This is a genomic window from Streptomyces sp. MJM8645 (genome assembly GCF_001625365.1).
Lineage (GTDB): Bacteria > Actinomycetota > Actinomycetes > Streptomycetales > Streptomycetaceae > Kitasatospora.
On sequence record NZ_LJJF01000001.1, the window covers coordinates 403,187 to 428,703 of the forward strand.

General features: G+C 72.5%; 25 protein-coding genes and 1 pseudogene. 8 read left to right on the forward strand and 18 right to left on the reverse strand.

What is annotated here, in order from left to right; translation table 11 throughout:
* Positions 1 to 64: 64 nt before the first annotated feature.
* Both A6F73_RS01600 and A6F73_RS01605 read right to left on the reverse strand, forming a co-directional pair.
* On the reverse strand, positions 65 to 1,267 hold the full coding sequence (locus A6F73_RS01600) for a serine hydrolase domain-containing protein (protein WP_063346078.1): 1,203 nt from the start codon (positions 1,265 to 1,267) through the stop codon (positions 65 to 67).
* Between the two features lie 197 nt (positions 1,268 to 1,464).
* A complete protein-coding gene (locus A6F73_RS01605; protein ID WP_063346079.1) occupies positions 1,465 to 2,031 on the reverse strand; it encodes a DJ-1/PfpI family protein in 567 nt (188 codons plus the stop codon).
* Positions 2,032 to 2,287: 256 nt separating this feature from the next.
* On the opposite strand from A6F73_RS01605, the gene A6F73_RS01610 reads away from it, so the two are divergent.
* Together A6F73_RS01610 and A6F73_RS01615 are read left to right on the forward strand one after the other, a co-directional pair.
* Positions 2,288 to 2,836: an alpha/beta fold hydrolase gene (locus A6F73_RS01610; RefSeq protein ID WP_063346080.1), complete on the forward strand. Its 549-nt coding sequence runs from the start codon at positions 2,288 to 2,290 to the stop codon at positions 2,834 to 2,836.
* 31 nt (positions 2,837 to 2,867) lie between these two features.
* Positions 2,868 to 3,452, forward strand: a complete 585-nt coding sequence (locus tag A6F73_RS01615; RefSeq protein WP_063346081.1) for a hypothetical protein — start codon at positions 2,868 to 2,870, stop codon at positions 3,450 to 3,452.
* An 8-nt stretch (positions 3,453 to 3,460) separates the two neighbouring features.
* Here A6F73_RS01615 and A6F73_RS01620 read toward each other — a convergent pair whose 3' ends face one another.
* The 3 genes from A6F73_RS01620 to map form a co-directional block, all read right to left on the reverse strand.
* Entirely contained in the window at positions 3,461 to 3,757 is a 297-nt protein-coding gene (locus tag A6F73_RS01620) for a hypothetical protein (RefSeq protein ID WP_063346082.1), read from the reverse strand.
* A 68-nt stretch (positions 3,758 to 3,825) separates the two neighbouring features.
* Entirely contained in the window at positions 3,826 to 6,243 is a 2,418-nt protein-coding gene (locus A6F73_RS01625) for a transglycosylase domain-containing protein (RefSeq protein WP_079135348.1), read from the reverse strand.
* A gap of 181 nt (positions 6,244 to 6,424) precedes the next feature.
* On the reverse strand, positions 6,425 to 7,192 hold the full coding sequence (gene map / locus A6F73_RS01630) for a type I methionyl aminopeptidase (RefSeq protein WP_063346084.1): 768 nt from the start codon (positions 7,190 to 7,192) through the stop codon (positions 6,425 to 6,427).
* Between the two features lie 140 nt (positions 7,193 to 7,332).
* Here map and A6F73_RS01635 point away from each other — a divergent pair, with 140 nt between their 5' ends.
* Positions 7,333 to 7,602: a helix-turn-helix transcriptional regulator gene (locus tag A6F73_RS01635; protein ID WP_063346085.1), complete on the forward strand. Its 270-nt coding sequence runs from the start codon at positions 7,333 to 7,335 to the stop codon at positions 7,600 to 7,602.
* A 169-nt stretch (positions 7,603 to 7,771) separates the two neighbouring features.
* On the opposite strand, the gene A6F73_RS01640 is transcribed toward A6F73_RS01635, so the two are convergent.
* The 3 genes from A6F73_RS01640 to A6F73_RS01650 form a co-directional block, all read right to left on the reverse strand.
* Positions 7,772 to 9,163, reverse strand: coding sequence for an ABC transporter substrate-binding protein (locus tag A6F73_RS01640; RefSeq protein ID WP_063346086.1), 1,392 nt, complete (start codon positions 9,161 to 9,163; stop codon positions 7,772 to 7,774).
* Positions 9,164 to 9,227: 64 nt separating this feature from the next.
* On the reverse strand, positions 9,228 to 10,136 hold the full coding sequence (locus A6F73_RS01645; RefSeq protein WP_079135349.1) for a carbohydrate ABC transporter permease: 909 nt from the start codon (positions 10,134 to 10,136) through the stop codon (positions 9,228 to 9,230).
* The gene (locus tag A6F73_RS01650) at positions 10,133 to 11,053 is read right to left on the reverse strand and encodes a sugar ABC transporter permease (RefSeq protein WP_063346087.1); all 921 of its coding nucleotides are present in this window, start codon (positions 11,051 to 11,053) and stop codon (positions 10,133 to 10,135) included. Before A6F73_RS01650 ends, A6F73_RS01645 begins: the two co-directional genes overlap by 4 nt.
* A 280-nt stretch (positions 11,054 to 11,333) precedes the next feature.
* Here A6F73_RS01650 and A6F73_RS01655 point away from each other — a divergent pair, with 280 nt between their 5' ends.
* A complete protein-coding gene (locus A6F73_RS01655; protein ID WP_063346088.1) occupies positions 11,334 to 11,996 on the forward strand; it encodes an SMI1/KNR4 family protein in 663 nt (220 codons plus the stop codon).
* Positions 11,997 to 12,099: 103 nt separating this feature from the next.
* Here the strand turns inward: A6F73_RS01655 and A6F73_RS01660 are convergent, their stop codons facing one another.
* From A6F73_RS01660 to A6F73_RS01670, 3 genes are all read right to left on the reverse strand, one after another.
* On the reverse strand, positions 12,100 to 12,861 hold the full coding sequence (locus tag A6F73_RS01660; protein WP_063346089.1) for a glucose 1-dehydrogenase: 762 nt from the start codon (positions 12,859 to 12,861) through the stop codon (positions 12,100 to 12,102).
* Entirely contained in the window at positions 12,858 to 14,315 is a 1,458-nt protein-coding gene (locus A6F73_RS01665; RefSeq protein WP_063346090.1) for an MFS transporter, read from the reverse strand. Before A6F73_RS01665 ends, A6F73_RS01660 begins: the two co-directional genes overlap by 4 nt.
* Before the next feature lie 119 nt (positions 14,316 to 14,434).
* Positions 14,435 to 15,016, reverse strand: coding sequence for a TetR/AcrR family transcriptional regulator (locus A6F73_RS01670; protein ID WP_063346091.1), 582 nt, complete (start codon positions 15,014 to 15,016; stop codon positions 14,435 to 14,437).
* Between the two features lie 151 nt (positions 15,017 to 15,167).
* Between A6F73_RS01670 and A6F73_RS01675 the strand changes: the two genes are divergently transcribed.
* On the forward strand, positions 15,168 to 15,653 hold the full coding sequence (locus A6F73_RS01675) for a DoxX family protein (protein ID WP_063346092.1): 486 nt from the start codon (positions 15,168 to 15,170) through the stop codon (positions 15,651 to 15,653).
* Between the two features lie 129 nt (positions 15,654 to 15,782).
* Here the strand turns inward: A6F73_RS01675 and A6F73_RS01680 are convergent, their stop codons facing one another.
* Entirely contained in the window at positions 15,783 to 17,267 is a 1,485-nt protein-coding gene (locus A6F73_RS01680; RefSeq protein ID WP_063350860.1) for a SulP family inorganic anion transporter, read from the reverse strand.
* 822 nt (positions 17,268 to 18,089) lie between these two features.
* Here A6F73_RS01680 and gcl point away from each other — a divergent pair.
* The 3 genes from gcl (at position 18,090) to A6F73_RS01695 (ending at position 21,056) form a co-directional block, all read left to right on the forward strand.
* Positions 18,090 to 19,871 carry a glyoxylate carboligase gene (gene gcl / locus A6F73_RS01685; protein WP_063346093.1) on the forward strand — a complete coding sequence of 594 codons (1,782 nt, stop codon included), beginning with the start codon at positions 18,090 to 18,092 and terminating at the stop codon, positions 19,869 to 19,871.
* 148 nt (positions 19,872 to 20,019) lie between these two features.
* A complete protein-coding gene (locus A6F73_RS01690) occupies positions 20,020 to 20,484 on the forward strand; it encodes a pyridoxamine 5'-phosphate oxidase family protein (protein WP_063346094.1) in 465 nt (154 codons plus the stop codon).
* A gap of 83 nt (positions 20,485 to 20,567) precedes the next feature.
* Positions 20,568 to 21,056 carry a glutathione peroxidase gene (locus A6F73_RS01695; RefSeq protein WP_063346095.1) on the forward strand — a complete coding sequence of 163 codons (489 nt, stop codon included), beginning with the start codon at positions 20,568 to 20,570 and terminating at the stop codon, positions 21,054 to 21,056.
* A gap of 210 nt (positions 21,057 to 21,266) precedes the next feature.
* On the opposite strand, the pseudogene A6F73_RS38935 reads toward A6F73_RS01695, so the two are convergent.
* From A6F73_RS38935 to A6F73_RS01715, 6 genes and pseudogenes are all read right to left on the reverse strand, one after another.
* Positions 21,267 to 21,641: pseudogene (locus A6F73_RS38935) on the reverse strand (GNAT family protein); the annotation flags it as partial.
* On the reverse strand, positions 21,638 to 22,234 hold the full coding sequence (locus A6F73_RS01700) for a hypothetical protein (RefSeq protein ID WP_244293254.1): 597 nt from the start codon (positions 22,232 to 22,234) through the stop codon (positions 21,638 to 21,640). The gene A6F73_RS01700 and the pseudogene A6F73_RS38935, both read right to left, overlap by 4 nt.
* 220 nt (positions 22,235 to 22,454) lie before the next feature.
* A complete protein-coding gene (locus tag A6F73_RS01705) occupies positions 22,455 to 23,351 on the reverse strand; it encodes an aldo/keto reductase (protein WP_063346097.1) in 897 nt (298 codons plus the stop codon).
* Positions 23,348 to 24,535 (reverse strand): cupin domain-containing protein, encoded by a 1,188-nt coding sequence (locus tag A6F73_RS01710; RefSeq protein ID WP_063346098.1) that lies wholly within the window; start codon positions 24,533 to 24,535, stop codon positions 23,348 to 23,350. The genes A6F73_RS01705 and A6F73_RS01710 overlap by 4 nt, the downstream gene beginning before the upstream one ends.
* Positions 24,536 to 24,548: 13 nt before the next feature.
* Positions 24,549 to 24,689: a hypothetical protein gene (locus A6F73_RS42120; RefSeq protein ID WP_167745844.1), complete on the reverse strand. Its 141-nt coding sequence runs from the start codon at positions 24,687 to 24,689 to the stop codon at positions 24,549 to 24,551.
* A 180-nt stretch (positions 24,690 to 24,869) separates the two neighbouring features.
* Entirely contained in the window at positions 24,870 to 25,364 is a 495-nt protein-coding gene (locus tag A6F73_RS01715; protein WP_063346099.1) for an ATP-binding protein, read from the reverse strand.
* Positions 25,365 to 25,517: the final 153 nt, after the last annotated feature.

Genomic DNA, 25,517 nt, shown 5'->3' on the forward strand with positions numbered 1-25,517 from the left:
GGTGACGGTCGGCCGTTCCTGTCGCCGGACAGCGTAGGGGGCGGTCCGACCCGCAGCACACGCCCTACCCCTGCCCGCCGCAGACGCCGGCGTTCACCACCCGCTGCCAGGCGGCGAGGGCCGCGGCCGGATCCGGCGTGTCGTAGAAGGTCGTGCTGTTGGCGAACTGGCGCTTCCCGTCGAGCGAGCCGAGCATCATCGTGCTGTAGCCGGGGATCCCGCCGGCGTGGCCCCAGAACGCGCCGCACGGGGTGTCCACCCGCTGGAGGCCGAGCCCGTAGGCCTGGCCCCCGCCGTGGGCGGTGGTCTTCTGCATCTCGGCGAGTTCGGCGGGGCGCAGCAGCCGGCCGCCGAGCAGGGCGCGGATGAACGTCGTCAGGTCCGCGGTGGTGGAGATGCCCGCGCCGGAGGGGCCGGCCATGGAGGGGTTGAGCGCGGTGACGTCGGCCGGGCCGCTGTCGAGCTTGAGGTAGGCGTGGGCGTGCGGGCCGGGGATGGCCGGGGAGTAGAGCGGCATCGAGGTGCCCGTCAGGCCGAGCGGGCGGATGATCCGGCGTTCCACCTCCTCGTTCCAGCCGTGGCCGGTGAGGTGTTCGATGATCAGCGCGACCAGGGCGTAGTTGGTGTTGGAGTACTGCCAGTCCTGGCCGGGGCGGAAGGCGGGCGGGTATTTGTCGGCGAGGTCCACCTGGTCCTGCGGGCTGTAGGACGTGTAGCGGCCGGTGTCGAGCCAGTTCTGGTCGTAGGAGTTGAAGGCCGGGTCCTGGGTGTAGTCGGCGACACCGCTGGTGTGGTTGAGGAGTTCGCGGACGGTGATGTCCGCACTGTTCGGCACCGCGCCGGGCAGCAGGCTCTCCAGGCGGTCGTCCAGTCCCAGTCGTCCCTCGCCGACGAGTTGGAGCAGCACGGTGGCCACGAAGGTCTTGGTGGTGCTGCCGATCCGGAAGCGGCCCGCGGGGTCGGCGGGGGTGTCGGCGCCGAGCCGGGCGATGCCGCCGGCGGCGCGGTGGACGAGCCGGCCGTTCTCCCGTACGCCGGCGAGGGAGGAGGTGGCGACATTCTTCGCGGTCAGGTCGGCGAGGGCGGTGTCGAGGGCCGTCCAGTCGGCGCTGCGGTCGGTGGCACTCGCCGGGCGGGCCGCGTCCTGGGCGGCGGCGGCCGGGGCGAGCGCGGCGATCAGGCCCGCGCCCGCGAGGGCCGCGACGGCGGCGCGCAGGGCCGGCCCGCGTCGGCGGCGCCGGGTGGTGGCGGCTGGGTCGGTGGTCATGGCGTCCTCCCTGGTCCGGCTGGCAGGGCGGTCAACCTCCGCCGCTGCCATGGTCTTTGACACCATGGCAGGGCGACTGCGGGGCGGTCGTCAGCCTCCGGGGCAGCACGTCTGCTACCTGGGGAGGGGCGTGACCCTGACGGGGTCCCGGAGTCGCGCCCCCGAGACGGGTCGGGGGCGCGGCGGGCCGGGGCGGGTCAGGAGGCCGGTGCCTTGGTGCGCAGGATCTCGATGAACGCGCGCAGCCACGCCGGGTGGTCGGGCCAGGCGCGGGCCGAGACGACCACACCGTCCACCACCGCCTCGCCGTCGACGAATTCGGCGCCCGCCGCCTTCACGTCCGGCGCCAGCGCCGGGTAGGCGGAGCTGCGGCGGCCGGACAGCACCCCGGCGGCGGCGGTGATCAGCGGGCCGTGGCAGATCTGCGCGACCGGCTTGTCGCCGGCGAAGAAGTGCTGGACGATCCGCTGCACGTCCGGGTCGTTGCGCAGGTACTCGGGGGCGCGGCCGCCGGGGATGACCAGCGCGACGTAGTCGGCCGGGTCGACGTCGGCGAAGGCGAGGTCGGCGGGCCAGGTGTAGCCGGGCTTCTCGGTGTAGGTGTCGTAGCCGTCGACGAAGTCGTGGACGACGAACTGGAGTCGCTTCCTGGTCGGGGCGGCGATGTCGACCTGGTAGCCCTCCTCGCGCAGCCGCTGGTAGGGGTAGAACACCTCCAGTGACTCGGCGGCGTCCCCGGTGACGAGCAGGATCTTCGATGTCATCGCCGACATCCCTCCACATGGTCGAGCGTCCGACACGGCGTGGACCCCGGCCGGTGGCCACCGGCCGCGGGCCCGGACCAACCTCCCGCACCGGCCGCGCCGTTGGCAACAGGGCGCACCGGGCGTACTGCGGCGCGTCACCGGGCGTACGCGCCCGCCGGGGGCCGTGCGCGCCCGGTCACCGCCCGGCTGCGGGCCGCGGCTGCCCGCGTCCTAGACTCCTGCTGCCCGCCACGACCGCACACCGGAGGAGCCCATGCCGGACCGCACCACCTACCTCGTCCTGCCCGGCTACCAGGACTCGGGCCCCGAGCACTGGCAGACCCGCTGGGAGGCCGCCGAACCGGACGCCTTCCGCCGGGTCCAGCAGGCGGACTGGGACCACCCCGACCAGAGCGACTGGATCGCCCGGGTGGACGCGGCGGTGGCCGGGGCCGCCGCCGACGGGCCGGTGGTGCTGGTCGCCCACAGCCTCGGCTGCGTCACGGTGGCCCGCTGGGTGGCCGCCGCGCCCGCCGGACGGACCGCCGCGGTGCGCGGCGCGCTGCTGGTCGCCCCCGCGGACATCGACACCGCCGAGGTCCCGCAGCTGACCGGCTTCCGCCCGGTGGCCCTGGCGCCGTTCCCGTTCCCGGCCGTGGTCGTCGCCAGCACCGACGACCCGTGGGTCAGCCCCGAGCGGGCCCGGCTGTTCGCCGACGCGTGGGGCGCCCGGTACGTCGAGCCGGGCGCGTACGGGCACCTCAACTCGGGCTCCGGGCTGGGCGACTGGCCGGAGGGCCGCAAGCTGCTCGCAGAGCTGTGACGCATCGGACGGGGGGACGATGAGGAACCGGATGCCGAAGGCCAGGCGCACCCTGGTCCGGCTGCTGCTGGCGGGCGGGGCGGCCGCCGTGCTGCTCTACACCGAGGGGCAGTGGGAGAGCCGCTCGGGCGGGCTGATGCTGGTCGCCGACCTGCTCAACCGGCCCGAGCTGCTGCTCGGCGCGGCGCTGGCCGCGCTGATCGCCGCCGCCTGGCTGGGCGACCGGCGCACCGCCGTACGGACGGCCACCCGGGCGGTCACGGTGACGGCCGGGGTGGTGTTCCTGCTCGGCGTGCTGGCCGCGCACAAGGTCGCGGCGGCCGAGACGCGCAGCCGGGAGACCGCCCCGGCCCGCCAGGAGCTGGCGCTGGTCGTGGTGCACCGCTCGTACGCCACCGCGCCGAAGGACAACGACGACTGGCAGGTGCTGCTGGAGGTCGGCGCGGGCTGGTCCGCGCGGCGCTGGTCACTGGCCCAGATCGGCCGGGCACCGGACGACGCCCGGCTGGTGGAGGCGAGTTGGACCGGCCGGGACCAGATCACCGTGGTCACCGACTCCTACCGGCGGGTCTTCAACCTGGACCAGGACACCGGCGAGCCGGTCGAGGCGCGGTAGCGTCCGCGCTACGGCAGCCCCACCGCGTGGGCGAGCAGGGCGAGCAGCGCCGCGTTGCCCGCCGCGCCCACGGCGGTGGCGGACAGGAAGCGGGCCGCACTGCCGTCCGGGAACGGGTTGACGACCATCGCCGGCAGGAAGCCGGGCATCGTCCAGACGACGGCGGTCCACTGCCGGACCGCATTGGCCGCGCTGGTGCCCGCGCGCAGTTCGCGGGCGGCGGCGAACCCGATCACCAGGTACCCGGCCAGGTAGCCGATCGAGGGCCAGAACACGGCGGGGACGCCGAGGATGCTGTGCGGCATGGCACCCATCGTCCGCCGCCGGGCCGCGGCCCCGCCTGAGTACGGGTACTCAGGCGGGGCCGGGCGGTTCACTGGTCCTGGTTGTCGCCGGGGTCGGCCGGCGCGGCGGGGGCCAGCGGGGTGGACTGCCCGGACTGCCCGGACTGCGTGGACGGCGCGGAGCGGCCGACCGGACTGTTCGGGTTGAGCGGGCCGACCGGGTTGCCCGTGCTGCCCGGGGTACTCGCGTTGCCCGGAGTGCTCGCGTTGCCGGGGCTGCTCGGGTTGCCGGGGCTGCTCGGGCGCTGCTTGCCCGAGCCGCTCCCGCAGGAGCCGGTCGGCGAGCCGCTGGGGGTGGCGCAGTTCGGGTCGCGCTTGGGCGGGTCCGGGATGTAGACCGTCGGGAACTCCTTCTCCGGCATGTTCCGGACGGCGTCGCTCATCGCCTGCTCCCAGATCGGGCCCGGGCCGGTCGCGCCGAAGACCTCCTGCTGGTAGTGGCCGCCGATCCGGATGTTCTTCATCGGCACCTTGGTGCCCGGGCTGCCCAGCCAGACCGAGCCGGCCAGGTTGCCGGTGTAGCCGGTGAACCAGGCCGACTTCTTCTCGTCCGTCGTCCCGGTCTTGGCCGCGATCTGCCGGCGGTCGTCCAGCCTGAGGTCCTTGGCGGTGCCCTTCTCGGTCACGCCGAGCAGCACGCTGTTGATCACGTCGGCGGTGTCCGTGGACATCGCCTCGGTGCACTTGGCCGGACTCACCGGGACGTCCTTGCCGTCCACCGTGGAGATCTTGTTGATCGCCAGCGGCGCGCAGTAGGTGCCGCGGGCGGCGAAGCTCGCGTACACGTTCGCCATCGTCAACGGGCTCACCTCCTGGGTGCCGAGGCCGAGGGCGGGCAGCTCCTGCAACGGGTCACCGCTGGCCTTGCCGGTGACGCCCAGCTTGTTGGCCATCTGCTTGACCGCGCAGAGGCCGATCTCCTGCTCCATCTGCACGAAGTAGGTGTTCACCGAGAGGGCCATCGCCTCCTTGAGCTCGTACGGGCCGACCTCGCGCGCGCTCTCGTTCGGGATGCTGCCCTCCTTCTTGCCCTTGCTCAGGTTCTTCCAGGTGCCGTCGCAGGTCCTCATCGTCGGCCAGTCCATGCGGTTGGGCGAGTCGTACCGCTGGGTGGGCGGCAGGCCGGCCTCCAGGGCGGCGGCGGCCACGATCGGCTTGAAGTTGGAGCCGGGCTGGAAGCCGATGCCGCCGCCCATCGCCGCGTCCACGTTGTAGTTGACGACGGTCTGGTTCTTCTCCTTCGCCAGACCGTAGGGGCGGGTCTGCGCCATCGCCAGGATCTTGCCGGTGCCGGGCTCGACCATCGTCATCGCCGCCGAGACCGGGTCGGTGACGTACACCTGCTCGGAGACGGCGTTCTGGGCGGCGGCCTGCTTCTCCGGGTCCAGCGTGGTGTAGATGTTGAGGCCGCCGGTGTCCCACAGCTTCTTGCGGTCGGCGGCGCTCTTGCCGAACACCGGGTCCTGCTTGACCACGTGGCGCACGTAGTCGCAGAAGAAGCCCATGCCGGCCTGGGCGGTGATGCAACCGTTCTGCGGGTCCCGGTACTTCAGGCCCAGCGGGGCGGCCTTCGCCTCCTTGGCCTGGTCCGCGGTGATGTGCTTGTTCTCGACCATCTTGTCGATGACGGTGTCCCGGCGCTTCTGCGCGGCCACCGGGTGCAGCTTCGGGTCGTACTGGGACGGGTTCTGCACCAGCCCGGCGAGCATGGCCGCCTCGGGGAGGGCGAGGTCCTTCGCGTCCTTGCTGAAGTAGCGCTGGGCGGCCGCCTGTATGCCGTACGCCTGATGGCCGTAGAAGGTGATGTTCAGGTAGTTGGTGAGGATCTGATCTTTCGTCAGGTCCTCCTCCAGCTTGATGGCGTACCGGAGTTCCTGGATCTTGCGGCCGAGCGTCTTGCGCTGCGCCTCCAGGACGGCCACCGGGTCGTCGCCGGCCTTCTCCACGTTGACGTTCTTCACGTACTGCTGGGTCAGCGTCGACGCGCCCTGGACGGCGGCGCCGCTCTCCGCGTTCTTGGTGATCGCCCGCAGGATGCCCTTGAGGTCGACGGCGCCGTGCTCGTAGAAGCGGGCGTCCTCGATGTCCACCTGCGCCTGGCGCATCAGCGGTGACATCTGTTCGGCGGGTATCACCGTGCGGTCCCGCTCGTAGACCTTGGCGATCAGGCCGCCCTTGGCGTCGAAGACCTGTGTGGCCTGCGTCAGCGCCGGCGCCTTGAAGTCGTCGGGGATGCTCTCGAAGCCCTCGGCGCTGCTCTTGGCCCCGAGCCCGACGGCGCCCGCCGCGGGAAGGATGAGGCCGGCCAGCAGGACACCGCCGAGAGTGCAGCAGCCGAGGAACGTGACCGTGTGACCCAGGAATCCGATCGGGGTCTCACGGCGCCGCGGGCGCGGCACCCAGGTGTCGCCCGCGTCCGGGGCAGGTATGCGGCTCTTCGGTGACATAACTGGAACACTACGGCCGCGAATACCGCGCCAGGGCAGGGTGTTGGCGAAGCTTTGTCACAAATCCGCCACAGATTCGGCTCATTCCAGCCGGTCGGACGGGCGCCCGGGTTCGGACAAGGACCGTTCGCCTACGGCCTGTTGCTCCCGCCCGGATGCGCACCCGCCCGCAGCGCTCCGGCTACCGGAGGGTCAGGACGCGCGGGCCGTCCTCGGTGATGGCGACGGTGTGCTCGATGTGCGCGGCGCGGCTGCCGTCCGTGGTGCGCAGCGTCCAGCCGTCCGGGTCGGTGCGGTAGTCGCCCCGGCCGCCCGCCGTCAGCATCGGCTCCAGCGCCAGCACCAGGCCGGGGCGCAGCGGGTAACCCCGGCCCGGACGGCCCTCGTTGGGCACGTGCGGGTCCTCGTGCATGCTCCGCCCGATGCCGTGCCCGCCGAAGCCTTCGAGCAGGCCGTAGCGCCCGGCGCGGGCGACCTTGCCGATGGCGTGCGCGATGTCGCCGATCCGGTTGCCGACCACGGCGGCGGCGATCCCGGCCTCCAGGGCGCGCCGGGTGGTGTCGATCAGTGCCGCGTCCTCGGGCCGGGCGGCGCCGACGGTGAAGCTGACGGCGGAGTCCCCGGCCCAGCCGTCCAGGAGGGCGCCGCAGTCGATGCTCACCAGGTCGCCGTCGCGCAGCCGGTAGCCGCCCGGGATGCCGTGCACGACGGCGTCGTTCACCGAGGCGCAGATGACGGCCGGGAACGGCACGGGGGCGAAGGACGGCCGGTAGCCGAGGAACGGCGAGGTGGCCCCGGCCGCCCGCAGCACGCCGTGCGCCACCTCGTCCAGCTCCAGCAGGCTGACGCCCACGGCCGCCGCGTCCTGCACGGCGGCCAGCGCGTCCGCCACCACTCGCCCGGCTTCGCGCATCGCGTCCAGGGCGGCGTCCGACTTGATTTCGACCATGGTGGGTCGTCTCCCCTCGATCCAATTCTTATACCGGTATTTGTATCACGGTCGAAGGTGGGGCGGCCGCGCGGCCGGACGGGAGCACCGGGGCGGGGCACACGGCATGGCCCCGGCGGGGAGGGCCTAGTATCGACGGCATGGTGAGGACTCCACTGACCCCGTGGGAGCGCGAGCGCGGGGAGCGCTTCGGGGCGCTGCTGCGCGAGGCGCGCGGCGCACGCAGCATGGTCGAGGTGGCGGCGGTGGCCGGCGTCTCGGCGGAGACGCTGCGCAAGATCGAGACCGGACGGGCGCCGACGCCGTCGTTCTTCACCATCGCCGCGCTGGCGTTCGCGCTGGATCTGTCGCTGGACGAGCTGGCGGCCGTGTGCGCGCTCCCGGAGGACGGCGAAGCCCTGTCGGCGTGACGCCTTAGCGCCCTAGCACCTTGACGCCGACGGCTGAGCCCCGAGCGGCGCTCCCGGGCGATGGTCCCGGACGGCGGCGGCCCGCCGGGCGCGTACTGCGCCGGGCGGGCCGTCGTAGGGCGGGCCGGTGGCCGTGAGTCGGGCAGGTGGCCGTGGGGCAGGGAGGTGGTCAGCTCACGGAGCTGTTGTAGCTGTCGATGGCGGGCTGGAGTTCCTTGGCCGCGTCGGCCAGGGCCTGCTGGGCGGTCTTGGAGCCGGCGATGGTCTGCTCGATGGCGGTCTCGACGCCCTTGCGGGCCTGCGGCATCACGCCGAGCAGGCAGCCGGCGGTGGCCGGGGAGGGCTTGGTGGCCTTGAGCTGCTCGATGGCCGTCTGGAACTGCGGGTACTTGGCGACCCACTCCTTGTCCTTGGGGTCGTCCAGGGACTTGCGGTTGACCGGGAAGTAGCCGGTGCCGGTGTGCCAGGCGGCCTGCTGCTCGGGGGCGGTGACGAACTTCTCGAACTCCCAGGCGGCGCGCTTCTCGGCGTCGGAGTGGCCGGGGCCGCTGATCCACAGCGAGGCGCCGCCGATGACCGGGCCGCCCTGGTCGGCGGCGGCGACCTTGGGGAAGGCTGCGGTGCCGACGGCGAACTTGGCAGCCTCGGTGTAGCCGCGCAGCACGCCGGTGGACTCCAGGTGCATGGCGACGGTGCCGGCCTTGAACGCGGCCTGGGCGTCGTCGGTGTTGCGGCCGGTGTTGGCCGCGTAGCCGCCCTTGACGAGGTCGGCCCACCACTGGACGATCTGCGCGCCCTGGGCGGAGTCGAAGACGGCCTTGCCGGCCTTGTTGCTGCGGCCGTTGTCCTGGTCGCAGTACATGGTGCCGGACTCGGCGAGCAGCTGCTCGACGAACCAGCCGTAGATGGCGGCGCCGAAGCCGTAGCGGACGGTCTTGCCGTCGGCGTCCTTCTTGGTCAGCTTCTTCGCCAGCTCGCCGAGTTCGGCGAGGTCCTTGGGCGGCTGGGCCGGGTCGAGGCCGGCCTCCTTGAAGGCGTCGGCGTTGAGGTAGAGCAGCGGCATGGAGGAGTTGAACGGCATCGAGACGAGCTTGCCGCCGACGGAGTAGTAGTTGCGGATGTTCGGGTCGAGGTCGTCGAGGGCGAAGCCGTCCTTGTCGGCGAAGGCCTGGGCCGGGACGGTCTGCTTGGAGTCGATCATGAACCGGGTGCCGATGTCGTAGACCTGCACCAGGGCGGGGGTGCCCTTCTGCTGCACCGCGGCCTTGTACTTGGCGACCAGGTCGTCGTACTTGCCCTGGAACTGCGCCTTGACCTCGATCTTGCCCTGGTGGGCGGCGTTGAACTGGCCGACCAGCCCGGTGAGGACCTCGGCGTTCTTCCCCGTCATCGAGTGCCAGAACTCGACGCCGGTGACGCCCGAGGCCTGGTCGAGCGCCTGGGCGCCGGGGGCGGCGTCGGAGGAGCCGCCGGAGCCGGAGGTGGAGTCCCCGGAGCTACAGGCGGTCAGGGACAGGCCGGCCACCAGCAGGGCCGCGAGCGCGCGGGCACTCTTCTTCACGGGAGGGTTCTCTCTCTGTCGGGAGGGACGTGCTCGAAGGAGCGGGAGGAGGCGGCGGAGCGGGTCAGCGGACGGCGCCCGCGGTGAGACCGCGGACGATGAAGCGCTGGCCGAAGACCACCAGGGCGAGCGTGGGCAGCAGGGAGAGCACGACGCCGGCCAGGATCAGGCCCGGGTCGGACATCTCGGAGTCGCGCAGCGAGGTGAGGCCGATCTGCAGGGTCTGCATGTTCGCCGTGCGGGTGATGATCAGCGGCCAGAAGTACTGGTTCCAGGCGGACAGGAAGACGTAGATCGACAGCGCCGCCAGGGCCGGCTTGTTGAGCGGGACGACGATCCGCCACAGGAACCGCCAGTGGCCCGCGCCGTCGATCCGCGCGGCGTCGCGCAGTTCGCCGGGCAGCTGCCGGAAGGCCTGCCGCAGCATGAAGGTGCCGAAGCCGGAGGCGAGGAAGGGCAGCACCAGGCCGAAGTAGGTGTTCCCGAGCCCCCAGCCGGACAGCGTCAGGTAGTTGGGGATGATGATGGCCTCCCACGGGACCATCAGCGTCGCCAGGAACACCCCGAACACCACGGCCCGCGCCTTGAGCGGCAGGAACACGAAGGCGTACGCGGCGAGGACCGAGGTGAACAGCTGGGCGAGCGTGATGACGGTCGCCACGATCGCCGAGTTGGCGTACTGCCTCGCCAGCGGGACGGTGTCGACGGCGCCGGAGAAGTTCCGCCCGGTCACCGAGTGGGGCACCAGCGCCGGCGGGTAGGAGGAGAGTTCGGACGGACTCATGAAGGCGCCGGCGATCGCGTAGTACACCGGGAAGGCCACGGTGACGACGGCGACGGCGAGCAGCAGGTAGACGGCGGCGCGGCCGAGCAGGTCGCGCGGCGAGCGGCCGGCCAGGACGCGGGGGCGCGGGCGCGGCGCGGCGGCCCCGTCCTGGGCCCCGGGCCCGGCCTCGGTGGCGGTCACGGTCATGCGTAGTGCACCTTCCGCTCCAGGACGCCGAACTGGACGGCCGTGCAGGCGAGGACGACCACGAGCAGCACCACGGCCTGGGCACTCGCGGTGCCGAAGTCGCTGGAGCCGTAGGCGAAGGCCTTCTCGTAGACGGAGTAGACGAGGGTCCGGGTGGCACCGTCGGGGCCGCCCTTGGTGAGGATGTGGATCTGGCCGAAACTCTGCAGCGAGTGGACGGTGGAGACCACGGTCAGGAAGAACAGGTTCGGGCCGAGCATCGGCACGGTGATCGAACGGGCCAGCCGCAGCCCCGAGGCACCGTCGATCCGCGCGGCCTCCAGGATCTCGCCGGGGATCGAGCCGATGCCGGCGGACAGCACCAGGACGTTGTAGCCGAGGCTCATCCACACCGTGGTGACGGCCACCGAGACCAGCGCGTACCGGGAGTCGGTCAGCCAGCCGATCGGGCCCAGCCCGACGTGCGAGAGCAGGCCGTTGAGCACCCCGCTGGCGGGGTTGAAGAACACCGCGAAGACCACGGACGCGCTGGCCACCGAGAAGGCGAAGGGCAGCGCGAACGCGGAGCGCAGCAGCCGCACGCCCCGGATCCGGTTCTCCAGGAGCAGCACCAGCACCAGCGCGCCCAGCACGCCGGGCACCACGGTGAGCAGCGTGAACAGGGCGGTGGTGACGAGCGTGCGCCGGAAGTCCGCCGAGGTCAGCAGCTCGGTGTAGTGCTTCAGCCCGACGTAGCGGGAGGGCGCGCCGAACAGGTCGTTGGCGTGTCCGCTCAGGTAGACGGTCCGTCCCAGCGGGTAGCCGATGAAGAGGACGAAGACCACCAGGGAGGGCAGCAGGAAGGCCCAGGCGAGGCCGTGCTCACCCCAGCGGCTTCGGCGGCCCGGGTGGGGCTTGGTGTGCGGTGCGGTCGGCATGGGTTTGCGCGTCCCGCCTTTCGTTGCGTCGGTTCCGGCCGAAACCGTGTCCTGCCCACACGACGGGTTGGAAACCCCACGGTGAGCAACGGGTGTCGGTGGGATTACGCGTTCGCGTCAGATTCGGCCGGTCGTGGGCGGACGGGCGTTGGGGCGCGTCCCCGGCCCGTCGCGGGCGGGCGAGGTGTGCGCCGCGCCCCCGCCCGTTCCGGTACGCCCTCCGGTGGCCCCGGGCTGTCGGTGGGGCGGGACTGTCGGTGGGGCGTCGTACGGTTCCCGGATGGACGACACCGAATTCGACATCCGGGCCGCGATGGCCGAATCCCTGCGAGGCCGCGCGGGCACCCGGGCGCTGGTCGAGGGCTTCGCCGCCTACTGGGGCGAGCCGCTGCGGCCCGACGACGGCTTCACCGACGCCGAACTCGACGCCGCCGAAGGGCGCCTGGGCCTACGACTGCCGGCCGCGCTGCGCGAGGCGTACCGGCTGTTCGGCCGCCGGGAGGACCTCACCGGCAACCACAACCGACTGCTGCCGCCGGAGGAACTGTTCGTCCTGGAGGGCGCTTTGGTCTACCAGGAGGAGAACCAGGCGTGCGTGCACTGGGGCGTCCTGCTGGCCGACCTCGACCAGGACGATCCGCCGACGGTGGGCCGGCTCGACCTCGCGGACAAGTCGGCGGAGTGCTGGGAGCCCTGGGAGGAGCGCTTCTCGACGGCCGCGGCGGTGATGGTGATGGTGGAGAAGCTTTTGCAGGACGACGAGTTGAGCGTGTTCGCCGAGTCCGGGGCAGAGGTGCCGGAGGGGCTGGCGGAGCTGCCCCGGCTCGGCCGCGGCTGCCGCTGGTTCACCGGGCCGGACGTGCTGGTCGTCGAGCTCGACGAGGACTTCGTGGTGGCCCGGGCCCGGACCGAGGAGGCCCGGGACGCGCTGGCCGAGCAGTGACCTGATGGCCCAACACCTGGGTGCCGCCCGGCCGTTGGACCACGGGTGGATCAGGCGACGGCCCAACGACGGGGCACTGACCGGTCGTTGGGCCGTCGTTGGGTCAGGCGGTGGCGCCGCCGTCCAGGACCAGGTCGGCGCCGACGGTGAAGCCCGCCTCGGACGAGGCCAGGTACAGCACCGCAGCGGCGACCTCCTCGACCGCACCCGCCCGGCCGACGGGGAGGCTGTCCTTCATCCGCGCGGCCTTGTCGTCGGCGTTCTCGCCGGGCCGGGTGGACATGCTGGTGTCCACCGGGCCGGGGCTCACCATGGTGATCCGCACGCCGTCCGCGATGTGGTCGAGGGCGGCGCTGCGGGTCAGCGCGGTGACGGCGGCCTTGCTGGCGGCGTAGGCACCGAGGCCGGGCACCCGCATGTGGACGCCGAGGTTGGACGACACGTTGACGATCGCGCCGCCGCCGTGGGCCCGCATGTGGCCGATCTGGTGCTTCATGGCGAGCCAGGTGCCGGTCAGGTTGACCGCGAACACCCGGTGCCACTCGTCCTCGTCGATGTCGGCGACCGGGCCGACCGCGCCAAACACCCCGGCGTTGTTGACGGCGACGTCCAGGCCGCCGAGGAGTTCGACGGTCTCCCGGACCAGTCGGGCGGCGTCCTGACCGTCCGCCACGTCGCCCGTCAGCGCGACGGCCTTGCCGCCCGCCTGCTCGATCAGCTCGACCGTCTCGGCGAGCGGGCCCGCGCTGCGGCCCGCGACCGCGACCCGGGCGCCCTCCCGGGCGAAGGCGAGCGCCACGGCCCGTCCGATCCCGCTGCCGCCGCCGGTGACCAGGACGGACTTGTCGGTGAAACGCGTGGTCATGAGAGGTGCTCCTTGATCTGGATGGTGCGTTCTGGGGCGGTGTCGGTCTCTGTGGCGGCCTCGGGAGTCGCCCGCGCCAGCGTGGCGACGGCGAGGGCGGTGAGGGCCAGGGCGGCGCCCGCCGCCGCGAAGGCCGTGGCGTAGCCGCCGACCACGCTCGGGCGGGTGGCGGCGAGCGCCATCAGGGCGGCCACCCCGGCGGTGGGGCCGAGTTCCATCGCGGTGTTGAGCACGCCCGCGGCGAGGCCGGTCCGCTCGGGCGGCACGCCCGCGGTGGCGAGCACGGCCGCGCCGGCGAAGGCGGCCGCGGCCCCGGCGGGCAGCAGGAGCAGCCCGGGCAGCAACCCGGTGGCGTAGTCGCTGCCGGGCGCGAGGCCCGCCAGCAGGCCGAGCCCGGCCGCCGCGAGGGCGAGCCCTCCGGCGGTGACCGCGACGGCGCCGTAGCGGGCGGTCAGCGGCCCGGCCAGGCGGCCGGCCGTCAGCAGCGCCGCCGCGTACGGCAGGAAGGCTGCGGAGGTGGCCAGCACGCCCCAGCCGCGGACCTGTTGGAGGTAGAGCGCGAGCAGCAGGAAGGTCAGCGCGGTGCCGGCGGCGGTCGCCATGACGGCGGCGAGGGCGGTGGCCCGGCGGCGGTCGGCGAGGAAGCCGGGCGGCAGCAGCGGGTCGGCGGTGCGCCGTTCGACGGCGGCGAAGGCGAGCAGCAGGGCGAGCCCGGCGGCCAGCGGCAGCAGCGTCCCGGGGCTTCGCCAGCCGTGCTCGGTGGACGCCACCAGGCCGTAACTGGCCGCGCAGACACCGGCGGCGGCCAGCGCGGCGCCGGGCAGGTCCAGGGCCGGCCGGCAGTCGGCGGACGGTCGGCCGGGCGGGTCGGCGGGCGGTCGACCGGCCGGGTCGGCGAGCGGCAGCGAGCCGGAGCGGGCCAGGCCGACGAGGGCGACCAGGACGGGCACCGCGAACAGCCAGCGCCAGGAGACCCAGGCGGCGACGGCGCCGGAGAGCAGGTTGCCCGCCGTGGCGCCGAGCACCGAGAGGCCGCCCCAGGCGGCCATCGCCCGCCGGTAGTCGGCGGGTTCGGGCCGCAGCACCCGGACCACGGCGACCGCCGCCGGGGCGGCCAGGGCCGCGCCGACGCCCTGGGCGAAGCGGCTCGCCAGCAGGACGGGGTAGCCGGGCGCGAGGGCGCAGGCGATCGAGGCGGCGCCGAGCAGGGCCAGGCCCACCCGCAGCAGCCGGCGGCCGCCGTGGCGGTCGGTCAGCCGCCCGCCGAGGAGCAGCAGGGCACTGAAGGAGAGTCCGTAGGCGGCGCTCAGCAGCAGCACGCCGGACGGGCCGAGCCCGAACTCCCGGGCCACCAGGGGCAGCGGCACGGACAGGATCATGATCGTGAAGATCAGCGTGGCCTGCACGCCGCCGAGCAGCGCGAAGCCGGGCCGGTCGGCCGTGGCGACACTCATGGAAACCCCCCTCCTCCACAAAATGACCGTTCGGTCCAGTATTGAGACAGCAAGAGGCGACCTCCACCGTCACCCCACCACCGCCCCACGATCCGCAAATCGATCCGCAAGTCGATCCGTCAGTCGAGCAGCACCAGCGCCTGCTCGGCGGCGTCCCGCACCCGGGACGCGCCGTCGGCCGTCTTCCCCATCACCCGCATGCCCTGCATCAACACCATCAGCATCCGGGCCAGCGCCCGGGGTTCCCGCCCGGCGGGCAGCTCCCCCCGCGCCTCGGCACGCACCAGGGCGGCGGTCAGCACCGTCTCCAGGTGGGCGAGGCTGGCTCCCACCTGGCGGGCCGCCGAGGGATCGTGCGGGGCGAGCTCGACGGCGGTGTTGGTGACGAAGCAGCCGCGCTCCCGACCGTCCCCGGCCGACTCCGCCGCGAACCGGCGGACCAGCGCGCGGACGGCCGGCAGCACCGGGCCGGGCTGGGAGAGCTCGGCCAGCAGCACCGGGTCGGCCTGCTCGCCGTACCGCTCCAGCGCCCGCAGGAACAGTTCGTGCTTGCTGCCGAAGGTGGCGTAGATGCTCGCCCGGGCGATCCCGAGCTCCTCGACCAGGTCGGCCATCGAGGTGGCCTCGTAGCCGCGCCGCCAGAACAGCTCAAGGGCCGACTGGAGCACCGTGTCCGGGTCGAATTCCTTCGTTCGCGCCATGGGTGAACGCTAACCCTTTCCAGAACGATCGGTCAAGATCCTCCCCGAAGGTCGCACACGTGGGATCTGACGGAGCATTGCCAAGTGGACTAGACCAAGGCTACCCTTACCGCCCCGTACCTCCTCCTCCCCCCACAGGAGGCCTTTCCCCATGCCCGCGAACCTTCCCACCTCTCCCCAGCAGGCGGCCGAGGCCGCCCGCCCGCTCGTCCTGACGGCCTTCCGGGTCGTCGTCGGACTGCTCTTCGCCTGCCACGGCGCCGCCTCGCTCTTCGGCGTCCTCGGTGGCGCCAAGGGCGGCGGCACCGTCCCGCTCGGCCAGTGGCCCGGCTGGTGGGCCGCGCTGATCCAACTGGTCGGCGGCGCCCTGGTGCTGCTCGGCGTCGGCACCCGGACCGCCGCCCTGCTCTGCTCCGGCTCGATGGCGTACGCCTACTTCACCGTCCACCAGGAGCACTCCCTGCTGCCGCTGCAGAACGGTGGCGAACCCTCCGTCATGTTCTGCTGGGCCTTCCTCGCCATCGCGGTGCTCGGCTCCGGCCCGTACGCCCTGGACCGGCTGCTGATCCGGCGCACCACGGCCGAGCCGGCCGCCCAGCCCGCCCCGGCCGGGGCACACCCGGGCCAGACCGGCTGAGCGCCCCCGGCCCGGCGGACGGCTGAGAACCGGACCGGCGGACAGCTCGACGGACGGCACGACGGACTGACTGTGCGGGGTCAGTCCGTCGACGGCCCCGGTCGTGGCCCGGGCCGCGTCCGCCCGTCCTCACACCACGGTCGGCAGCGGCGGTTCGACCGCGAGCGGAGCGGTGGAGCGGGCCCGGTGCTGGGCGGCCCACGCGGTGAGGGCCACCGTGCAGGCGTGGTCCAGGTGGCGCAGCCCGGACCAGTCGAGTTCCACCGGCCGGTCGGCCGGCAGCCGTTCCAGGGCGTCCAGCAGCCGGGGCAGCCGCAGGAAGGTCGCGTTGCCGCTGAGCCGGACGCGCTGCAGGGCCTCACCGGACGGCAGGACCAGTTCCTCCAGGCCGATCTGCAGGTGCGAGGTCTGCCAGGCGGACTTGGCCACGGCCAGGCCGATGCCGATCAGCACACCCTCGAACAGGTCGGTGGCGATGATGGCGCCCGCGGTCACCGCGAGCACCAGCGCCTCGCCCCGGTGGCCGCGGCAGAGCGCGGCGATCCGCCGCAGCGGGACGAGCTTGGCGCCGGCGTGGACCAGGACGGCGGCCAGCGCGGTGAGCGGGACGAGCCCGAGCATGCCGGGCAGCAGCGCGGTGAACAGCAGCAGCCAGAGCCCGTGCAGGGTGCGCGAGGCCTTGGTCCGCGCCCCCGCCTGGACGTTGGCCGCGCTGCGGACGATCACCGCAGTCATCGGAAGGGCACCGAGCAGCCCGCAGACGGTGTTGCCGATGCCCTGGGAGGTCAGCTCGCGGTCGTAGTCGGTGCGCCGGCCGTGGTGCATCCGGTCGACGGCGGCGGCGCTGAACAGCGTCTCGGCGGAGGCGATCAGGGTGAAGGCGACGACCGTACCGAGGCCGGCGGTGCCCGCCACCGCGCCGAGCGCGGCACGGTCGGGCAGGTGGACGACGTCGAGCAGGCCGGACACCCGGACCCTCGCCACCGGCAGGTCGGCGGCGGCCGTGACGGCGGCGGCCAACCCGACCGCGGCCAGCGGCGCGGGGACGCCGCGGGCGACGCGCCCGGGCAGGTACTTCCAGCCGACCAGCACGAACAGGGTGGCCAGGCCCAGGGCGACCGCGCTCGGGTTGGCCACGCCGGTGACCACGTCCGCCAGCAGGTCGGGCAGTCCGGCGATCTTCTCCGGTCCGGTGGCCGGGGCGCGACGGTCGGCGAGCGCGTACAGCTGGCCGAACAGCAGGGTCAGCCCGATGCCGGCCAGCATGCCGTGCACCACCGAGGCGGACATCGCCCGGAACCAGCGGCCGAGCCGGAGCGCTCCCATCACGATCTGGAGCAGCCCGGTGCCGAGGACGAGCAGGCCGAGGGCGGTGACGCCGAAGCGCTGGACGGCCTCGTAGACCAGGACGGTCAGCCCGGCGGCCGGGCCGCTGACCTGGAGGCTGCTGCCGGGCAGGACGCCGACGACCAAGCCGCCGACGATGCCGGTGACCAGACCCAGCTCGGCGGGGACGCCGGAGGCGACCGCCACCCCGACGCACAGCGGCAGGGCGACCAGGAACACCACCAGCGAGGCGGGCAGGTCGTAGCGCCAGGGGACGGCGCGCAGCACGGCGAGCGGGGGCCGGCGGCGGCCCGGCGGGGCGGCCTTGCCGGGGTGGCCCGGCGGGGCCTTGCGGCGGCGGGGCGTTCGGCTCACCCGGTCACCACCGGGGGGCGGGCAGGGAGACAGCGCATGGCGGCGTTCCTTTCGCGCGCCCGCCGCTGCGGGCGCGCCGTCACAGGGGGTGAGGAAGTCGCGGGGGGTGAGCAGGTCGCGGGGCGGTGAGCAGGTCGCGGGGGAGGCGAGGAGAGGCAAGGGAGGTGGACCACACGGGGGCGACAGCGGTACGGCCGCAGGTCCGGGCGGACCGGACGGCGGCGGCGGGTGTCGGGTCGGTGCGGCCAGGGGGTGCGTCCCTCGCTCGGGTGCGGCGGACCGGGCACGCTGGTCCTGGACGGGACCGGCCGCCGGAGCTCCCCCGCTCCCGGACCGTCCCGAATCCCCCTTGCCGCGGCCTCAGTTGGACATCACGGGCCCGGCGTGCCACCGACGGTACCCAGGGGTGCGGGGTGGGCCGACCTCGGGCACCGTCCCTTCACCCGCACTGCACACCGGCCGCGCTTTCCGCCGCGGAACGGCCGGTTCCCCGGGTACACCAGCACGATCGGCGCCCACTTGTACGAACCCGGCTCCGCCTCCCCTCCCCCGGACGGCCGCAGCGACCTGCGGTTTCACCCCCTGGGCCGGCTTCCACATTCTGTTGAACCTCCCCTTGACGCCCCGCCGAGCCCAGCCGTACCGTATTTCCACATACAGAAACCGTTCTTCCGTATGGTGGAATTCTGGAGATGAGCCCTCCGACCCACTGCGGGCCGACGCAGGAGAGACCCGATGCCTCGTATGACAGCCGCCCGCGCGGCCGTGGAGATCCTCAAGCTCGAAGGCGTTGAGGTCGCGTTCGGCGTGCCGGGCGCAGCCATCAACCCCTTCTACGCCGCGCTCAAGGCCTCCGGCGGGATCAGGCACACGCTGGCCCGGCACGTCGAGGGCGCCTCCCACATGGCCGAGGGCTACACCCGCGCCAAGGCCGGCAACATCGGCGTCTGCATCGGCACCTCGGGCCCGGCCGGCACCGACATGATCACCGGCCTGTACTCGGCGATCGCCGACTCCGTCCCGATCCTGTGCATCACCGGCCAGGCCCCCGTCGCCCGCCTGCACAAGGAGGACTTCCAGGCCGTCGACATCGCCTCGATCGCCAAGCCCGTCACCAAGGCCGCCACCACCGTGCTGGAGGCCGCACAGGTCCCCGGCGTGTTCCAGCAGGCCTTCCACCTGATGCGCTCCGGCCGTCCGGGCCCGGTCCTGATCGACCTGCCGATCGACGTCCAGCTGACCGAGATCGACTTCGACCCCGAGGCCTACCAGCCGCTCCCCGTCTACAAGCCGGCCGCCAACCGGATCCAGATCGAGAAGGCCCTCGCGCTGCTCCAGGCGTCCGAGCGCCCGCTGATCGTCGCCGGCGGCGGCGTCATCAACGCCGACGCCGCCGAACTGCTGCGGGAGTTCGCCGAGCTGACCGGCGTCCCCGTGGTCCCGACCCTGATGGGCTGGGGCATCGTCCCCGACGACCACGAGCTGAACGCCGGCATGGTCGGCCTGCAGACCTCGCACCGCTACGGGAACGAGAACTTCCTCGCCTCCGACTTCGTCCTGGGCATCGGCAACCGCTGGGCCAACCGCCACACCGGCGGCCTGGACGTCTACACCGCGGGCCGCACCTTCGTCCACGTCGACGTCGAACCCACCCAGATCGGCAGGATCTTCGCCCCCGCCCTCGGCATCGCCTCCGACGCCAAGGCCGCACTGGAGCTCTTCCTCCAGGTCGCCCAGGAGCTCAAGGCCGCCGGACGGCTCAAGGACCGCAGCGCGTGGGCCGCCGCCACCCAGGACCGCAAGGCCCGGCTCCAGCGCCGCACCCACTTCGACGACGTGCCGCTCAAGCCGCAGCGCGTCTACGAGGAGATGAACAAGGCGTTCGGCCCGGACACCCGCTACGTCACCACCATCGGCCTCTCCCAGATCGCCGGCGCGCAGCTGCTGCACGTCTACCGGCCGCGGCACTGGATCAACTGCGGCCAGGCCGGCCCGCTCGGCTGGACCATCCCGGCCGCGCTCGGCGTCGCCACCGCCGACCCCGAGGGCCAGGTCGTCGCGCTCTCCGGCGACTACGACTTCCAGTTCATGGTCGAGGAGCTGGCCGTCGGCGCCCAGCACCGCATCCCGTACGTCCACGTGCTCGTGAACAACGCGTACCTGGGCCTGATCCGCCAGGCGCAGCGCACCTTCGACATCGACTTCCAGGTCAAGCTGGAGTTCGAGAACATCAACGCGCCGGAGCTGGGCGTCTACGGCGTGGACCACGTCCGGGTCGCCGAGGGCCTGGGCTGCAAGGCGATCCGGGTCACCGAGCCCGAGGGCCTGCTGCCGGCCTTCGAGGAGGCCAAGAAGCTCGCCGCCGAGTTCCGCGTCCCGGTCGTCGTCGAGGCGATCCTGGAGCGGGTCACCAACATCTCGATGGCCGCCGCCGACATCGACAAGGTCAACGAGTGGGAGGAGATCGCCACCCTCCCCGAGCACGCGCCGACCGCCGTCAAGCCGCTGGCGCTCTGAGCCCGCCGTGGGCCACTCGGGGCGGGCGCCGTGCTGCGCCCCGCCCCGAGTGGCCCACGAACCCACCGGGTACCAACCGGGTGACGCCCGCACGCGACCGCCCAGCCGCGACCGCCGCGCACGGGCCCGGAACCCCGGGAGAGACACCATGCCCTTCACCATGGACAGGGCCGAGCGCGAGCGGTTCCTCGCCGCACCGCACGTCGGCGTGCTGGCCGTCGACTCCGGCACCGGACCGGACCGGGGACCGCTGGCCGTACCGGTCTGGTACTCCTACGTCCCGGGCGGCCTGCTCACCGTCATCACCGGCCGCGACTCCGTCAAAGCCCGACGGATCCGGGCCGCCGGGCGGTTCACCCTCTGTGCCCAGCACGAGCAGCACCCGGCCGCGTACGTGAGCGTCGAGGGCCCGGTGGTGGCGATCGAGGACCGGCTCGACCCGGACGAGTGGGCCGCCCTCGCGAACCGCTACCTGCCGCCCGAGGCCGCGCGCGACTACCTCGCCTCCGCCCGGGAACAGTTGGCCGCCGACATCACGCTCCGGATGCGCCCCGAGCACTGGTCGAGCGCCGACTTCTCCGCCTTCGGGGCCGATCTGCCGGAAGACCGGTAGGTCGGGCCCGGTCCAGGTGGTCACGGCCACTACGGTGGCTCGGCGAGACTCCGTTCCACACACCTGCCGAAAGGACCACCCCCGTGAGCCTGTACGACATCCCGCTGCGCACCCTCACCGGCGAGCCCACCTCCCTGGCCGAGTACAAGGGCAAGGCCCTGCTGATCGTCAACGTCGCCTCCAAGTGCGGCCTGACCCCGCAGTACACCGGCCTGGAGAAGCTCCAGCAGCGGTACGCCGCGCGCGGGTTCACCGTGCTGGGCTTCCCCTGCAACCAGTTCGCCGGGCAGGAGCCGGGCAGCGCCGAGGAGATCCAGACCTTCTGCTCCACCACCTACGGCGTCACCTTCCCGCTGTTCGAGAAGATCGACGTCAACGGCGACGACCGGCACCCGCTGTACCGGCAGCTGACCCAGGTCGCCGACGCCGAGGGCGAAACCGGTGACGTCAGCTGGAACTTCGAGAAGTTCCTGGTCTCCCCCGACGGCACCGTGGCCGCCCGCCTGCGGCCGCGCATCGAGCCGGAGTCGGCCGAGCTGACCGCCGCGATCGAAGCCGTCCTGCCGGCCTGATCCCCCCGCCGACGGACCGGCCCCGGGCACCCGCCCGGGGCCGGTCCGTCGTTCCGTTCCCGGCCCGGCCGGCATCACCCACTGGCGCTGCTGACCCCAGCCCTCCATCGGTGTCCACTCGTGCTCCAGGATCGAGTAGGTGATCGAGTCACGCCAGGCGCCGTGGACGAAGACGTGATCGCGGATCCGCCCGTCCTCAGTCATGCCCGCTCGCAGTAGGGTGCGTGCGGAGGCCTCGTTGAGCGGGGATCGGGCTGCCCAAATACGGTGCAGTCCCAGGACGTCGAAGCCGAGCGCGCACAGCAGATGGACGGTCGCCGTGCCGAGGCCCTTGCCCCACTCGGCGGGATGGAGGGCGAAGCCGATGGTGGCGGCCTGCTGCGGCTCGGTGGCCAATCGGGCGTAGCCGATCAGCCGATGCTCACCGAGGTGGGTGACAGCAAGGCCGTACTCGGTCCTCGGGCCGTCCTTCGCCGTCATCCTTACCCCGGTCCTCGCCCCTTGGGGCGGAGCACATTGGCGCGTTGGATATCCCAAGGGCTGCCCAACGCGCCGCCCTCGACCGGGGGGTCGATGGACAGTCATCTGGTGATCGCGGAGAGCCGCCTTCGCAGGGGCTCCTCCAGGTCGAGGTTGTCGCCTCGGGTAATGGTCTGCAGCAGTTCAGTGATGACGACAAGTTCGGCAAACTGCCCGGCTGGCGTGTCGAGGATGTGGGCGAGTCGGTGACGGACCTGGGCGGCGGTGTCCGGCACCAGGACGCTGTACGAGTACAACAGTGCCGCGTCGTACCCGGCAGGCGCGACGCCCCAGCCTTCCCAGTCGAGGACGGTGAGGGTCGGGCCCGTGAGGTTGGCCCAGTGCAGGTCACCGTGGGCCGTCGTCCAGGCAGGCACCCTGGTGTCGATCGGGATGCCCAAGTACTGGGGCATGGCGCGGTCCAGGTATTCCTGCCGGACCGCCACCCGGTCGCTGGGGACGGCGGCGATGGCGTCGAGGGCGGTGCTGAGCCCGTCCCACCAGGTGTGGTCCAGGTCAGGTGTTTCCCGGAGGATCGGCTCGTGGGTGGCGATGGTGGAGGCGGTGATCTTGTCGTACAGCTCCGCCAGGTAGCCGTGCTCGCCCTCGGTCCAGGTACGCCGCTCCCGCAGGCGTGGCCTGGGTACCGCAGGAGGCATGCGCCGTTCCGCCTCCTGCGGCCCCTCCCAGAGCTTTCCGCCGGCCTTGTCGGCAGGGGCCGACACCAGGCGGAGCCAGCCCTCGCCGGACGCCGTGGCAACCGGGCGGCTGAGGGTACGTCCACGCCAGCCCCACGCTTCGCGGGAGCCGATCGGCCTCGCGTTGAAAACGGTTGCTGCTACGGCGTGCATCTCACGCATCCGCCTGGCGGTGTCCGGCTCAGGTTCCGAGTACATCAACGACCCTTCGGAGTACGTCCGGAGACAACGGCGGTCGGCCGACAGCTTCGACGGCCCCCGTCCAGTGTTCCGGGTTCCCCGTCGACAGGAGTACACGCTTCACCCCTGGGGCTGAAGCAACGACGGCAAGGGCGCTCTCGGCACTGGTCTTGCCCGGGGCGATCAGCTCGGACAGTTCAGGAGTGGCCAGGCCCGGGATCTCCCCGCCGTGGAGCGGGGCGGAGGCGAACACCTCCAGTCCCGCATCCAGGGCATCGGCCAACGGGCCGTGTCCGTCGAGAGCCTGAGCGATGGGCGCGAGGTGGACGAGGGAGACCGGGAGCTGGATGGCGCACAGGTGATGATTCGGCCCGCCGGCCTTGATCGCGAGTTCGATCAGCGTGGGTACGTCGAAGAGGCCACTGCTGAAGCCGCGCCAGGTCGCCACACCATAGGCGCTGATGATCTGTTGGCTGCACGCCTCCTCCAGAGCCAGGACGGCGTTGTAGAGCCGGCCGGTGATCTCGCCGTCCGGGCAGGCGTGCTCGGGGTTGTGGACGAACACCAGGTCGGGTACCCGGCTGAGCATGAGCTTGGAGCGCGTGAGCTGCCAGGCGATGTAGTCCGGGGTGAGGCAGTACCCGCGCTGGGCGTCCGCCGCGGACAGGGCACCGGCTCGTACCCCGATGTGCCTGGTGCCGGCCGGGACGAAGCCCACCTTCGTGGAGACGCACAGATTCGGGTAGGCAGCCAGAGCCACTGCGAGCGACGCCTCCGCCCGGCCGCCTGCGTAGTTGGGCGCCGTGTCCACCCAGTCGGTACCTCGGGAGGCGGCCATCAACGCTGCCTCGGCCACATCGAGGCAACGGTAGGTGCCGAGGCCCAGCCGGGCGGTCATCGTAGGCCTCCGATCGCGGCGGCCTGGCCGTCGACCAGCTCCGTCACGACACCGGCCGCCTGTCCGAGAGCAACGCCCGCGGCCTGCGCGAGATCGGCCAGCCGGTGAGGTTCCCCATCGGCGAGGAGCGCGAGCATCGGCTCGGCCCTGGCGGCAAACGTCCACTCCTCGCCGCCAGCGGTCAACCGGACGGTGTCGTCGGGCAGAGCCCTGAGCACGGGCCGCGTGGTGACCAGGCGTACCTGCAGGTCGGCATCCGGCGGGGCCGCCATGATGTGGGGCAGCGACGGCACGAGCCGGGCTCGCTCGGTGGCGTCGCGAGCGGAGGAGAAGCGGGCGATCAGGTCGTCGCTCTCCAGCTCGGTCGCGATGAGCTTGCCGATTGTGTCGAGGAAGGCGCGCTGCTCCTCGGCGGCCCCGAAGCGCGGGACGTCCGCCCGGACGGTCTCGTGGGCACGCAACATCTCCGACAGCCAGGTGATCAAGTCGGCACCCGTCGTGCTCTGCAGCCCGCACGTGACGTGCAGCGAGTGCTGGCCCTCGGAGGCGGCGACGGCGTGCCACCAGCCCCGAGGCAGATAGAGCACATCGCCAGCGGTGAGAACCAGATCAGCGACGGGCTCTTCGGGCGGCGGCTCGGGCGTCTCGACGTCACGGTGCATCGGCACCGTGCGGGTGGGACCGTAGATGCGCCAGCGCTTCGCGCCGTCGAGCTGGACGACGACCACGTCGTGATCGTCCCAGTGGACGCCGAAGCCCTCGATCCCGGTCCAGGAGGCGTACAGGTTGACCTGCACGCCGGTTCGCAGCCGGCGCTCAAGCTGGCTGGCCAGAGCACCGATGCCGGGGTGAAGTTCCTCGACAGCATCCAGGACCAGCGTGGCACCCTCGGCGAGCCTCTTGTGCAGCTCGGAGGGCTGGAGCTGGTACCAGACGGTGCTCCGCCGGGTGGTGATCGGCCGGGAGTACGTGTGCGCGGGCACCTGCTCCCCATTGGCGGCGAGGCGGAAGCGAGGCGGTTCGAACCGGTGGTGGGTCAGGATGGTGTTGAGGTCATCCCAACTCATGAGTCCGGCGAGCGACGCGGATTCGCCGCGTGCGACCTTGAAGCTGCGGCCGAGCGTCTGGGCGAGGAAGTCATCCCCGCCCAGACGCTCAACCACCGAGAAATGCTCGGCGGTCATCGTGCTACAGCCGTCAGTCGTTGGTGTCGGTTCGGCCGGTGGAGCCGCCGTCCGACGGCTGCTCGCCACGCGAGCGGGCCGCGGCGACCTTCGTACGGGCGACCAGCAGACCGTCGCCCTCCGGCTCGGTGCTGGTCGTCAGGTTCTCGGGCATGAAGCACTCCTTCAGGATCACGGGGCGGGTGGCTGCCCAGCCCCCGTCGTTGGTGCAGCGATGGATCCGTTGCCAGGACAAGCCGCTGGCAAGGACCCTCAGGTGCTTGTGCCGCACGGCTGTTGACCAGCGCGGCCACCTGCATCCCCCCAAGCCCGCGTCGGGGCGGAGGAAGCCTTGTCAGGCACTGGTCGGGACGACGTCCCGTGCCTTCGGGGCCGCGGCCCTCACCAGCGTGGTGAGTCGCTCGTCGCCCGAGACGGCAGTGGTGGTGCCGACTTCGAACCAGATCCGCTTGCCGGCGGGGTCCGGGTCGGCGCCCCAGTTCGTCGCGAGCGCTGCCACCAGGAACAGCCCTCGCCCGTCGGTGGCATCGAGATCGATCCCGCCGATAGCCGGCAGTTCGTGGCCGACATCCGTCACTTCGACGCGCAGCCGTTCACCGTCCCAGGACACGCACACGACGCACGGGGCGTGAGTGTGGGACACGGCGTTGGCGATCAGCTCGCTGGACAGCAACTCGACATCGCGGAGCGCGTCCTCGACCAGCGGCAGTCCCCAACCACGCACGGCCCGTATCACCCGCCGCCGTGCGTCCGGCACGGCCTCGGCACTGGGCAGCACGCGAAAGCCGAACGGGGCAGGGGTGACCGCTTGGCGAGTGGTGACGGACATGAGTGCGGACCTTTCACCGGGACGAGGTCGGCAGCGGGCCGATTCGCGCCGGGATTCACCCGGCAGGTATCTACAGAACCGCCTCCAACACCGGTGAACCAGAGCAGAATTGAAGCGGAAATGAGGCATCCGTGCTGCAAATGCGGGCATGAC